Origin of the sequence: Pedobacter sp. ASV28, assembly GCF_016428855.1 — a bacterium.
Taxonomy (GTDB): domain Bacteria; phylum Bacteroidota; class Bacteroidia; order Sphingobacteriales; family Sphingobacteriaceae; genus Pedobacter.
The window spans coordinates 1-11,975 of the sequence record NZ_JAELTN010000100.1 but is presented as its reverse complement, the minus strand read 5'-3'; the positions used below and the strand labels follow the sequence as shown (position 1 = coordinate 11,975).

Sequence of the window (11,975 nt, the reverse complement as noted above, 5' to 3'; positions counted from 1 at the left end):
TCAATATTCCACACATATTCATAATCAATCTTAGCATAGCCAACGCTATTCCCTATCTGTTTCATAAAATGATCTACCTTCTCTTGGTGTTTGCCTTCTTTCATCACATAACATTCCATATTTTTCTTGGCTTGCATTTTGTGTTGCTGAGGTTTGGTACTTTGTGCATTTACCGATACACTGGTAAAGGTAATTGCAATAAGAAGAAAAAATAGTTTTTTCATAACGATTACTTTTAAGTTTAAAGACATCAGAATTTTTCTGTTTTCTGAGATTAAAATTAAATGTAATTGATTGAATATCAGTTGATGTTTGTCATTGCTTCATATGATTGCCATCATAGCCGATAGCTGGTATTTTATTCGTACCTCAGTGCATCAATTGGATCGAGGCGGGATGCTTTTTGGGCCGGATAATAACCAAAAAAGATACCTGTAAGTGCACATACAATAAAAGAGAGGATAACTGAAGATTCTGATATTAAGGTGGGCCAGTTAAGTAGGAGGGTAACCATCTTGGTAGAAATAAAGCCTAATAATACGCCTATAATGCCACCTGTTAAGCTAATCAAAATTGCTTCTATGAGAAACTGCATGAGGATGTCTTTTCCCTTTGCCCCAATTGACATGCGTAGCCCGATCTCTCTTGTCCTTTCTGTAACGGATACATACATAATATTCATGATGCCTATTCCTCCAATTACAAGGGATATTCCTGCTATTACGGTCAATAATATGGTCAGCAAGCTGGTGGTGGCACTTAAGGTACTGATAAGTTGTTCTTGTGTGCGCACTGTAAAATCATTCTGGTCAGAAACTTTTAACCGATGCGATTTTCTAAGGATAGCAGTTACTTCGGCTGTAGCTAAATCTGTTACCTGTTCGCTGGAAGCAGAGGCATAGATATATTGATAGTAGATGGTAGCCAAAATTCTATTTTGAACAGTAGAAACGGGCGCAACCAATATGTCATCTTGATCCTGCCCAAAAGCATTAAAGCCTTTTTCGTCCAATAAGCCAACAATTTGGAAAGGAATATTACCAAAACGAATAACCCTACCTACAGGGTTTTCGCCATTGGGATAAAGGTTGTCGGCTACTGTTTGGCCAATGAGACATACTTTGGCTGAAGTTGTTACATCTCTTGGCAGTAGGGATCTGCCGCTTTTAATTGTCAATTTGCGAATGTCGAGGTATTCTGGAGTTACACCAGTCATTGTAGTGGGCCAGTTCATGGCCCCATTAATAGATTGACCTCTTGATGTTACTGCAGGAGATACTTCCGAAATATATTTTCCCTCTTGTTTTAAGGCAATAATATCTTTTTCTGTTAAGGTTTGAAAGCTGGAACCTGCTATTTTAACCCCACCAGAAATATTGCTGGCGGGCAATACGGTGATCATATTGGAGCCCATGTTGGCCAGCTGATCATGGATGCTTTGTTTGGAACCCTGCCCAATGGCTACCATTACAATAACTGCCGCTACGCCAATAATGATACCTAACATGGTTAAAAAGGCTCTTAGCTTATTTCTTTGCAATGCCCTAAATGCAATCCGAAGCAAATTTACGATGTTCATGGATTTGAAGTTTATTCATTGTTTGATGGTAAAGCGGCTAAAACATCAGTAGCATTTTGGCGGTTCTGATTTATGATATCTGCTTGGATTTGGCCATCCTTTAAACGAATAGTGCGACTACTAAAAGTGGCAATATCAGGTTCATGGGTTACAAATACGATCGTTTTGCCATGATTTATATTCAGGTCCTGCATCAGTGCCATAATCTCATAAGAGGTTCGGCTATCCAGATTTCCGGTTGCTTCATCAGCTAAAATCATAACAGGCTCATTAACTAAAGCCCTTGCAATGGCTACCCTTTGCTGTTGTCCACCAGATAATTGGGTTGGGGTATGGCTCATTCTATCAGAAAGATTGACGGCCTTTAATGCTTCTGTGGCTCTTTTTTTACGTTCAGTGCTGCTAATTTCGGCGTTATATAACAAAGGGAGTTCGACATTTTCCAGTGCAGAAGTTTTGGGCAATAGGTTATAAGATTGAAAAACAAAGCCGATTTTATGGTTTCTTAATGTTGCCAGTTCATCTCTCGACTTTGTATTTATAGCAGTGCCATCAAGAAAATATTCGCCCGATGTAGGCTTATCCAAGCAGCCTAAAATGTTTAACAAGGTAGTTTTGCCAGAACCGCTGCTTCCCATAATGGTAACAAACTCTCCGGTCATAATGTCAAAAGATATCCCCTTTAGGGCATGAACAACCTCACCACCTACTGAAAAATTGCGTTGGAGATCTTTGATTTCAAGTATCTTGCTCATCTTCCTCCTCCCGTTCGCTGTGGTATGAATGGACTGGACGTTTTAGATTTGGTACTCTTTGTAGCTCTATTTATAGCGATCGCTACATTATCGTTAGTGGTTAGCCCGTCTAAGATCTGAACATTAACATTATCGTTAATGCCCAGACTGACCTTTACTCTTTTTAAATTTTTGTCTTTCAATAACCATACAAACCCTGTTTGCTGTTTGTTGCTACTGTTGGGCGGAGCAGAGCTGTTGTTGTTTAATTCTTTAGAGTCATCTACAGCATAGCTTTTTCTTACCGTAGAATCAGGTTTGAAGGTTAATGCACCTGCGGGAATCAGTAGTGCATTTTTGATTTCTTTGGTGTAAATAATAATGTTTGCGGTCATTCCCGGCTTGAGTTTCATATCGTCATTCGGTGTATTGATAATGGTGGTATAAGTGACCACATTGGCAGATACGCTTGGATGGAGGCGTATATCTTTAACAGTTCCGTTGAATTGGTCGTCTGCAAAAGCGTCGACACTAAAGGTTACGCGGTTACCTGCGGTTACATTCCCAATATCAGCCTCGTCAACGTTTGCTTCTACCTCCATTTTCTTAATATCCCTGGCAATGATAAAGAGTGTTGGTGTATTAAAACTTGCTGCAACGGTCTGCCCAATACTTATGTTACGGTTCAGTACCACGCCATCAATAGGCGAGTAGATGTCGGTAAAGGATAGGTTTTTTTCCGCAGATTTGACTTGCGCTCTTGCCGTAAGTACCGATGCCTTTGCGGTATTGTAAGTGTTTAATGCTACGTCATGATCTGCTTTACTTATAGCACCGTTATTGAATAGGAAATCCTGTCTTTCATAGTTGACTTTTGCATAGGAGAGCTGACTTTCTGCACTTTGCAGGGCACCATTATATTGGTCTAGAGTTGCCTGTAAAAGTGTTTTGTCGAGCTGTGCCAATAAATCTCCTTTCTTCACCGTGGAGTTAAAGTCTACATACAGATTTTTGATAATGCCGGAAACCTGACTACCTACCGTAACCGTATCAACTGGTTCTATCTTTCCCGTTGCTGTGACACTTTGTGAAATATAACCATAGGTAGGTTGCTTGGTCTCCAAGTTAATTTGATCGTTTCTTTTTCCTATTATGAACCATCCTATTAATAAGATAATCAAGATGATCCCTACGGCAATGATAATGTACTTCAGCCTTTTTTTCATGGTATTGGTGTCAAAGTTTTATACGTTCGCCATTATAAAAATTATATATCTTCAAACTTAACAGTGCTGTATATTTAGCCTGTAGAAATAACTGTTGGGCCTGCACAAATAATGTTTTTTGTAAAAGGAAGTCTACCATATTAAAGGCGCCAGCTTTTAATTGCTCCCCTGCTATGCGGTAGCTTTCTTTGCTAAACTGATATTGGTTAAGGGCTGCATTATAGCTGCTTTGGGCATTCTGTAAGTTCAGGTAGGCTTGTTCCACTTTCTGGGAAAGCAGAAAATTCGAATTTTTCAAGTTAAGATGAGCCAAGTCTATCCCAATTTTGGCTTCCTCTACCCTAGTTTTAACCAGCCGCCTAGAAAATATGGGGACGCTAAGCGTAAGCCCAATTTGTTGGTTAAAATTATTGGAGAGCTGATTGGGAAAGGAATTCGTTACACTGCTTAAATAACCTGAATTTACACCAGCTCCCAAAGTTAGGGAAGGTCTGTATCCAGCTTTTGCAATAGCCAATGTGTATTTGGCAATGTCGAGTTCCAATTTGTTGATCTTGACATCCGGAAAATTCGATAAGGCATTTGTGATCACTTGATTTAAAGGGACAATGGTAATATCCGAAACTACCGAGTCAATATTAGGTTCCACTACATCAAAGTTGATATTTCTATCTAAAAGCAACAGTTGTCTCAAAGCCAAAAGGTCTGTCCTTTCGGCATTTTTAGCACTTACCAATGTATATTGATCGGTAGCGAGCTGAGCTTGCATCTGTATCAATGTGTTTTTGGCAATGCTCCCTGCGCTATAAAAAAGCTGTACCTGTTTCACTTGGGCCTGGGCGGTACTGAGCAATGAATTGTTGTAGATGATATTCTCCTTGTCATAAAGTACAGCAAGGTAAGCTTGGGTAACAAGTAGTGTTATATCGTTTTCCTGCTGAACAATATCCAGGTTGGCGGCCTGAACGGTCAGGTTGCTTTGAAGTATGGTATTGTTAATAGCATTGCCATTATAGAGCGTAACCGAACTATTCAAACCATAAGTCCCTAAAGATCCTGAGTTGCCAGATATAGAGGTAGCATGCGTATAATTTTGGGAAAAAGTACCTGTAAGCGTTGGTTGTCTAGAAGCTTTGGCTAGTAGATATTCTTGTTCGCTGGTTAGCTTGGCTAACCTTAACGTATTGATCTGGACGTTGTTTTTTAAGGCTGTGTCTATGCAAGCTGTCAGACTCCATTTTTTCTGATCGGGAGCCTGAGTTGCATCGGTTTGTGCAAATAGGTTGATGCCAGAGCATAAAACGTTAAATAAGATAATTGAAAACCTCATCATCTTCATTAGTGATTAATGACGTTGCCTTCCGCCATTTCCACCTTCTCTCATTCCATTACTTACCGGAACTGGACGTCCTATGTCTCTTCCATTATAATTGGTAGGTTGTGGTGGTCTGGTCTGTGGATGGGGCTCCTGTTTACTCATGAATGGTTTTGTAGGTCGTACCGATGCTACTCTAGCTCTTTCGGTGGCATTCCAATAGATCGATTTTTTGGAATTTTCGTCAAAACCTCTTATGTCGTTCCTGTCATCGCCCTTATATAAGCTCCTATAATAAAACCTTGGATAATGGGATACGTAAAAATTATGGTGCATCCAAGGCTGGTATACATTATAGTCTAGCGCTATTACGAAAGTATTATAAAGATCATAGTTGGCATATAGTGGCGGAAGTAAAGCAGAGAACATCCATTGCCCGTCATCCAGATAAACAAAATCTTGCCCAGACAAGTCATAGTACACCTCTAGGTCTGGCAAGTAATAATAGCGTACGCCAGTATTATAAGGAGGAGCCCATGGTGGATTGGGATATTGCTGGTTGGCTTTAGGTATGTTGGTAAAACTAAATGTACTTATTGCAATATTAATCAGTAACAGGGCAAATAGCAGTTTTTTTAAATTTTTCATGAGTTTTTAAGGTCAAAGATTTACGATTTGTTTTGGCTGTTGAAGTGTATAAGATTTGAGCGCTGTTTTAAAAAACAAATTGCCTGACTTATCCTATCGGTGTTATGCGTAACCCAAGTAGTAGCGCCTTTCAACACATTTGTATACTTAAAAATGAAATTGAAACAGGCGGGCTACTTTGGTATTTGAAGATTCAACAACTAAGCTTAGAAAACTATAGTTTAGTAAAATAGGAAACTTCCCCATTCATACCAACCATTAAAACAACTCGTCGCATCCCATTAGATACTTCTACAAAATAATGATCAGCATCTTCAAATTGAGTTCCATACAATAACATGTCTGTATCGTTCGCCTCATTGTCATCAAATAAAAAGACCCTTTCGATTTTATAATCTTTGTAGTATCTGTTAATCTCCTTTAAAGCATCTGCAGGTAGATCATTTATCGTTTTGTCGGCTGTGGTTCCAACAAGATTTGAATCATAGTCATAATAGGCAGTTGTTTTAATGCCGTTTTGCACAAAGCTCACTTCATCAAAAGTAGCTGATCTGCTCCAGGACACATCGGTAGCTCCTTTAAAGTCGGCACTGAAACTTGACTTGGATCGATCACTGACTTCTGCTCCTTTCAATTTACGTAAGGCAATGCGATTGGCTTTTTTTTCAGCTTGCAATCGTGCATCGATATCTTTTTTTTCCTTTCTCGCCAAAATTTCTTCTGCCTTTAATTCAGTTTTGGTAGTGGAAGTTTGGGTTTGTGCATTGGCCATTGATGAGGTCAGGCAGATAAAAACCACAAAAAGGCTGATCGGTAATTTTTTCATAACGATTATTTTTAAAGTTTAATTACTATCAGAATTTTTCTGAAGCTCAACATTAAAAGTAGCCACAATTCCACTTCATAAGCTTGTTTCCGATCATGCCTAAGGATGATCGTGGTCAATAAAAAAGAAGTGGCGCATCTCTTATTTTTGCAGGCCTTAGTCCGTGCGGTTTAAAAATAAAGGAATGATGATGATGAAAGTCACTGTTTTATCATGCTCGAAATCAATACTGGTAAATAATATATGTTCGAATTTTAACTTAAATAATTTACTGCTATGTATTATACTTATGGTTTTTGGGGAATGCATTTTATTTGGTGGTTTATCTGGCTCATACTATTGATCTGGATTTTTGCTGTTCCCTACGATATCCCCGGCCAAAGAAAAACAAAGGATTCTCCTCTTGATATTTTAAAAAAGCGGTTTGCAGCCGGTAAAATTACCAAGGAAGAATATTTGGAAACAAAAACACTACTTGAAGAAAAGGACAAGCCTATTGAGAAGGAAAAGCATAAGTCAACATAGTGACCAAATGTTTAGTTAACCCTTTGGCAAAACTTCATCTTATTAATTCAAAATCTACTAAAATGGAAAAGAACAGGTGTGTGCCTAAATGTTTTGTAATGGCGGCTAAAAAACTGTTGAATTCCATATCCATACTAGAGATCTGTGTTTGGCTAATATTAATCACAGGATTTTCAGCCAATGCCCAACAACAGGTTACTTTAAATATTAAAGAAGTATATGAACTTGCGAGGAACAATTACCCTTTAACTAAACAGAACGACCTAATTGCAAAAACATCGGCGTTCACTATATCAAATGCGGCTAAAGGGTATTTGCCCGTACTGAGTATAAATGGACAGGCAACTTACCAGTCAACGGTAACCAGCTTTCCCTTTTCGATTCCCATTCCCGGATTTACTATTCCCCAATACAGCAAAGATCAGTATAAAGCCTACGCCGAGGTAGACCAAGTTATCTATGATGGAGGATTGATCAAAAATCAGCAACAGGTAGCCAGAACAACTAAAGCCATGCAAGAGCAAAGCCTGGAAGTGGAGCTATATCAGTTATATGATAGGGTCAATGAGATATTTTTTGGCGTATTGCTGATCGATGAGCAATTGAAACAAAATGGGCTCTTGCTAAATGATATTCATAATGGTTTAGAAAAGACAAAAGCATTGGTGGCCAATGGGGTAGCCTATAGAAGTAATGTTGACGAGCTAAATGCCCAATTTCTACAGAGCGAACAGGAAAGAATATCATTAATGGCCAATAGAAAGGCTTATGTAGCCATGATGGCCAAGTTCATTAATCTTCCACTTGATGGAAAGACCATTTTTGAAAGACCGTTAATGCCCGTTTTGCAAAATCGTATTAAACGGCCAGAGCTTTCATTGTATGACGATCAGAAAAAAATGTATGACGATCAGCAGAAACTTTTGAACTTGCAGTTGATGCCAAAGCTGTCTTTTTTTGTTCAGGGAGGATATGGTCGGCCTGGACTAAATATGTTGAGCAACGACTTTTCTTGGTACTATATAGGAGGAATAAAACTCACTTGGAATTTTGGTAGCCTTTATACCCATAAAAACCAGCTACAATTGCTTGACATTAGCCGTGAAACAATCGACCTTCAAAAGGAAACTTTTTTGCTCAATACCAGCATTGTTCAGGAACAACAAATGGCCATTATAGATAAATTCAGAACATTGTTGGAAACAGACGACAAGATCATTGGATTAAGGTTCGCCGTAAAAAATGCAGCAGATGCCCAATTAAAAAACGGGGTACTTAGCGTTCACGATTATATTACGACAATTATTGCTGAAGATGAGGCTCGGCAGAATAAGATTTTGCATGAGACGCAGTTATTGCAGGCATTGTTCAATTACCAGAACACTACTGGTAACCTTAAAAATTAAATGACTTAATCTATTCACCAATGAAAATTTATTTCTCCTTATATTTTAGTCTGATTGTGGTGTTCGTAAGTTGTAACACACAAAAAAATAGATCAGATGCCTCAGGTACGTTTGAAGCAGATGAGGTGATGGTATCCTCGGAAATTCCAGGGAAGATTGTAGTGCTGAATGTCGAAGAGGGAGAAACACTTAAAAAAGGAAGTATGGTAGGAATGATCGATTCTGTTCCATTGCAACTGCAAAAAGAGCAGATACAGGCTTCCATTGGTGCTTTGCACCAAAAAACCTTAAATGTTCTTCCACAGGTACAATTGTTAAAAGATCAGATTGGTGTACTTGATATTCAGCTTTCAAACGCACTCTATGAGAAGAAACGAACTGAAAACCTGATTCATGCAGATGCGGCCACTACCAAACAGCTGGATGATATTAATATGCAAATTCGTATTTTAAAGCAACAGATTACCGTAAATGAACAGCAGATCAAAGTTCAGGAAACTGCAACAGGAACACAGAATAGCGCTATACTTAGTGAATACAAACCCCTAAAACAATCTGTTGCTCAAGTCAACGACCAATTAAAACGAACTACTATTGTTAATCCAATTCAAGGCACGGTACTCACCAAATATGCCATGATGGGGGAAATAACTTCCGCAGGTAAAGCATTGTATAGTATAGCAGACCTCTCTGTGATTACCTTAAGGGCGTACATTACCGAAACGCAATTGAACCAGGTTAAGATTAATCAAAAAGTAACCGTGTTGGTCGATAGCACCTCAAATAGCTATCGAAAGTATGAGGGGATAGTCAGTATGATTTCAGATAAGGCTGAATTTACACCAAAAACCATTCAAACAAAAGAAGAACGTGCCAATTTGGTTTATGCCATTAAGATTAGGGTTAAAAATGATGGATATCTAAAAATAGGCATGTATGCAGAGGTAAAATTTAACAGCAGCTTATGAAGACGATCGTGGTAGAAAATATCATAAAAAAATATCGGGCGGGAAAAGTTGAGGTGGAAGCCTTGGGTGGAGTTTCTTTTGCCGTAGACCAAGGTGAAATTTTTGGCCTAATAGGACCTGATGGAGCAGGCAAGACTTCTTTATTCCGTATTTTAACCACCTTGCTGCTTGCAGATAGTGGATTTGCATCGGTTGATGGTTTTGATGTGGTTAAGGATTATAAAAAAATCCGCAATAGGGTGGGCTATATGCCTGGAAAATTTTCTTTGTATCCAGATTTGACTGTTCAGGAAAATCTGGAATTTTTTGCCGCGATTTTTCACACTACCATTAAAGAAAATTATGAGCTAGTTAAAGAGATATACAGTCAAATTGAGCCTTTTAAAGACCGGAGGGCTGGACAGCTATCAGGTGGAATGAAGCAGAAATTGGCGTTGAGCTGCGCGCTTATCCATAAGCCAACAGTCTTATTTTTAGACGAGCCTACCACAGGTGTAGATGCGGTATCTCGTAAAGAGTTTTGGGAAATGCTGCACAGGTTGAAAATGCAGGGCATAACCATACTGGTGTCTACCGCTTATATGGATGAGGCTACACTTTGCGATAGGGTGGGCCTGATCCAAAAAGGGATGTTGTTGTCTGTTAATACGCCCAAAGATATAATCGAAGAATTCCAGCATTCGTTATGGGCCATAAAGGCAAATGAAATGTATCCTTTAATGGAAGCTATTAAGTCTGATCCGGCTGTGATGAGTTGTTATCCATTTGGGCAATATCACCATGTTACATTTAATCATAACGAAAATAATAAAGAGGAGCTAGAGAGGATTGTTGAAAATGGAAATTATACCAACGTGGAAATTATTCCGATAACTGCCAATGTGGAAGACTGTTTTATGGCCTTAATGAAGGAATAGTAAGGCATCATGAAAGGTAGCCATAGGTAGAACAAAATCAACGAACCAGTGTATCGTTTCTGAACACTGTTAAAAATGAAAACACCATCGAAAAATTCAAATGGAAGCAGGAAAAGTAATTATAGCAAAAGACCTTACCAAGAAATTTGGGGCTTTTACCGCTGTAGATCATATTAGTTTTGAAGTAGAAAAAGGAGAAATTTTCGGCTTTCTTGGTGCAAATGGTGCTGGAAAAACAACTGCCATGAGAATGTTGTGTGGCTTATCTCTTCCTACGTCAGGTACTGCTTCGGTTGCAGGTTTTGATGTGTATAAAGAAAACGAGTCCATTAAGAAAAACATAGGTTATATGAGCCAGAAATTTTCTCTTTATGAAGACCTTACGGTAAATGAAAATATTAGTTTCTATGCAGGCATTTATGGACTGGACGATGACCAGATTAGGGAAAAAACAAGTTTATTGTTAGCTCAATTAGAACTTGAAGGAGAGCGGAAAAGTTTGGTTAGATCATTGCCGTTAGGCTGGAAGCAGAAATTGGCTTTTTCCATTGCCATTGTGCATGACCCTGCTATTGTGTTTTTAGATGAACCTACCGGCGGTGTTGATCCTATTGCCAGACGCGAGTTTTGGAGTATGATTTATGCCGCTTCGGCAAAAGGCATTACCATTTTTGTAACCACTCATTACATGGATGAGGCCGAGTACTGCAGTAGGGTATCTATTATGGTAGATGGTAGAATAGATGCCTTAGATTCCCCCAAGAACCTGATGAAAAATTTTGGGGTTAGTTCAATGGACGATGTATTCTTACAGTTGGCCAGAAAAGCACAAAGAATAGGAGACTAAGAAAGTATATGAACATATCAACATGAGGCAATGAAACAATTCCTAATCTTTGTAAAAAAGGAATGGCTGCACATTTGGAGGGATAAAAGAACTTTGTTCATCCTGATCTGGATGCCTGTTATTCAAATTCTGTTGTATGGATTTGCACTTACAAATGAAGTTAAAAATTCTAACTTTATTATTTTCGACCAAGCCAAAGACGATGCTTCAAGAAGCATTTCTGAGGAAATTTCGGCCAGTCGTTATTTCAGCCTTTATAAATATGTAAACTCCTATAAAGATATTGAAGCTACTTTCCGACAAGGCCAGATTAGGCTTGCGGTAGTCTTTCCCCGAGGCTTTAGAGATAATCTTTTACATACCAATCATGCCCAAATACAATTGATCGCAGATTCTTCTGACCCTAACACGGCCAATATGCTCAGCAATTATGCAGCCTCTATCATCAATGACTATCAGCAGGCAATGAATGGCAACCAGCAATTGCCTTATACCATCAATGTTCAGGTTCGTATGCTATACAATCCAGAATTAAAAGGCGCCTATAATTTTGTTCCTGGTGTTATGGCCTTGGTATTGATGTTGGTTTGTACGATGATGACCTCCATAGCTATTGTCAAAGAAAAAGAGATCGGAACAATGGAAGTGATCTTGGTTTCTCCCTTAAAGCCTTTTAGGATCATCATAGCGAAAACCATTCCCTACCTCATGGTTTCCATGTTGAACATCATCAGTATTATGCTCATTAGTGTTTTTGCCTTGGATGTACCTATTGCCGGAAGCATATGGTTATTAATGGCAGAGAGTATTTTATTTACCATTACATCCCTATCGGTAGGGATTTTGATCTCAAATACAGCTAAGACACAGCAAACGGCTATGTCTGTCTCTTATACACATCTCCGAGCCCACGAGACCTGCGTTACCATCTCGTATGCCGTCTTCTGGATGAAAATAGGGGGGGGGGGGGGGGGGGGGGGGGGG

The 11,975-nt window shown here is 39.0% G+C and carries 13 protein-coding genes; 6 read left to right on the top strand and 7 right to left on the bottom strand.

Annotation, left to right across the window (positions count from 1 at the left end; translation table 11 throughout):
- From JHD79_RS21725 to JHD79_RS21695, 7 genes are all read right to left on the bottom strand, one after another.
- Window positions 1-224, bottom strand: a 224-nt coding sequence (locus tag JHD79_RS21725; protein ID WP_199121461.1) for a hypothetical protein, incomplete at its 3' end; no start/stop codon positions are given.
- Window positions 225-358: 134 nt separating this feature from the next.
- Window positions 359-1,579, bottom strand: coding sequence for an ABC transporter permease (locus JHD79_RS21720; RefSeq protein WP_199121460.1), 1,221 nt, complete (start codon window positions 1,577-1,579; stop codon window positions 359-361).
- Window positions 1,580-1,590: 11 nt separating this feature from the next.
- Complete coding sequence (locus JHD79_RS21715; protein WP_233164826.1) at window positions 1,591-2,334, bottom strand: ABC transporter ATP-binding protein; 744 nt, start codon at window positions 2,332-2,334, stop codon at window positions 1,591-1,593.
- On the bottom strand, window positions 2,331-3,539 hold the full coding sequence (locus JHD79_RS21710) for an efflux RND transporter periplasmic adaptor subunit (protein WP_199121459.1): 1,209 nt from the start codon (window positions 3,537-3,539) through the stop codon (window positions 2,331-2,333). The genes JHD79_RS21715 and JHD79_RS21710 overlap by 4 nt, the downstream gene beginning before the upstream one ends.
- 10 nt (window positions 3,540-3,549) lie before the next feature.
- Window positions 3,550-4,872, bottom strand: a complete 1,323-nt coding sequence (locus JHD79_RS21705) for a TolC family protein (protein WP_199121458.1) — start codon at window positions 4,870-4,872, stop codon at window positions 3,550-3,552.
- 12 nt (window positions 4,873-4,884) lie between these two features.
- Complete coding sequence (locus tag JHD79_RS21700; protein ID WP_199121457.1) at window positions 4,885-5,502, bottom strand: hypothetical protein; 618 nt, start codon at window positions 5,500-5,502, stop codon at window positions 4,885-4,887.
- 214 nt (window positions 5,503-5,716) lie between these two features.
- The gene (locus tag JHD79_RS21695; protein ID WP_199121456.1) at window positions 5,717-6,328 is read right to left on the bottom strand and encodes a hypothetical protein; all 612 of its coding nucleotides are present in this window, start codon (window positions 6,326-6,328) and stop codon (window positions 5,717-5,719) included.
- Window positions 6,329-6,604: 276 nt separating this feature from the next.
- Between JHD79_RS21695 and JHD79_RS21690 the strand changes: the two genes are divergently transcribed.
- The 6 genes from JHD79_RS21690 to JHD79_RS21665 all read left to right on the top strand — a co-directional run.
- Window positions 6,605-6,853, top strand: coding sequence for an SHOCT domain-containing protein (locus JHD79_RS21690; protein WP_199121455.1), 249 nt, complete (start codon window positions 6,605-6,607; stop codon window positions 6,851-6,853).
- A gap of 62 nt (window positions 6,854-6,915) precedes the next feature.
- Entirely contained in the window at window positions 6,916-8,259 is a 1,344-nt protein-coding gene (locus JHD79_RS21685) for a TolC family protein (RefSeq protein ID WP_199121454.1), read from the top strand.
- Between the two features lie 20 nt (window positions 8,260-8,279).
- The gene (locus tag JHD79_RS21680) at window positions 8,280-9,227 is read left to right on the top strand and encodes an HlyD family secretion protein (protein ID WP_199121453.1); all 948 of its coding nucleotides are present in this window, start codon (window positions 8,280-8,282) and stop codon (window positions 9,225-9,227) included.
- Window positions 9,224-10,144 carry an ABC transporter ATP-binding protein gene (locus JHD79_RS21675; RefSeq protein ID WP_199121452.1) on the top strand — a complete coding sequence of 307 codons (921 nt, stop codon included), beginning with the start codon at window positions 9,224-9,226 and terminating at the stop codon, window positions 10,142-10,144. Before JHD79_RS21680 ends, JHD79_RS21675 begins: the two co-directional genes overlap by 4 nt.
- Before the next feature lie 100 nt (window positions 10,145-10,244).
- Window positions 10,245-10,991, top strand: a complete 747-nt coding sequence (locus tag JHD79_RS21670) for an ABC transporter ATP-binding protein (protein WP_199121451.1) — start codon at window positions 10,245-10,247, stop codon at window positions 10,989-10,991.
- 30 nt (window positions 10,992-11,021) lie between these two features.
- Window positions 11,022-11,975 (top strand): ABC transporter permease (locus tag JHD79_RS21665; RefSeq protein ID WP_199121450.1); only part of this gene is annotated, 954 nt, incomplete at its 3' end.

Bases quoted from the DNA above. Each gene is read 5' to 3' on its own strand.
- JHD79_RS21710 (WP_199121459.1), bottom strand. From the start codon at position 3,539: ATGAAAAAAAGGCTGAAGTACATTATCATTGCCGTAGGGATCATCTTG.
- JHD79_RS21690 (WP_199121455.1), top strand. From the start codon at position 6,605: ATGTATTATACTTATGGTTTTTGGGGAATGCATTTTATTTGGTGGTTT.
- JHD79_RS21715 (WP_233164826.1), bottom strand. From the start codon at position 2,334: ATGAGCAAGATACTTGAAATCAAAGATCTCCAACGCAATTTTTCAGTA.
- JHD79_RS21700 (WP_199121457.1), bottom strand. From the start codon at position 5,502: ATGAAAAATTTAAAAAAACTGCTATTTGCCCTGTTACTGATTAATATT.
- JHD79_RS21670 (WP_199121451.1), top strand. From the start codon at position 10,245: ATGGAAGCAGGAAAAGTAATTATAGCAAAAGACCTTACCAAGAAATTT.
- JHD79_RS21675 (WP_199121452.1), top strand. From the start codon at position 9,224: ATGAAGACGATCGTGGTAGAAAATATCATAAAAAAATATCGGGCGGGA.
- JHD79_RS21680 (WP_199121453.1), top strand. From the start codon at position 8,280: ATGAAAATTTATTTCTCCTTATATTTTAGTCTGATTGTGGTGTTCGTA.
- JHD79_RS21695 (WP_199121456.1), bottom strand. From the start codon at position 6,328: ATGAAAAAATTACCGATCAGCCTTTTTGTGGTTTTTATCTGCCTGACC.
- JHD79_RS21705 (WP_199121458.1), bottom strand. From the start codon at position 4,872: ATGATGAGGTTTTCAATTATCTTATTTAACGTTTTATGCTCTGGCATC.
- JHD79_RS21685 (WP_199121454.1), top strand. From the start codon at position 6,916: ATGGAAAAGAACAGGTGTGTGCCTAAATGTTTTGTAATGGCGGCTAAA.
- JHD79_RS21720 (WP_199121460.1), bottom strand. From the start codon at position 1,579: ATGAACATCGTAAATTTGCTTCGGATTGCATTTAGGGCATTGCAAAGA.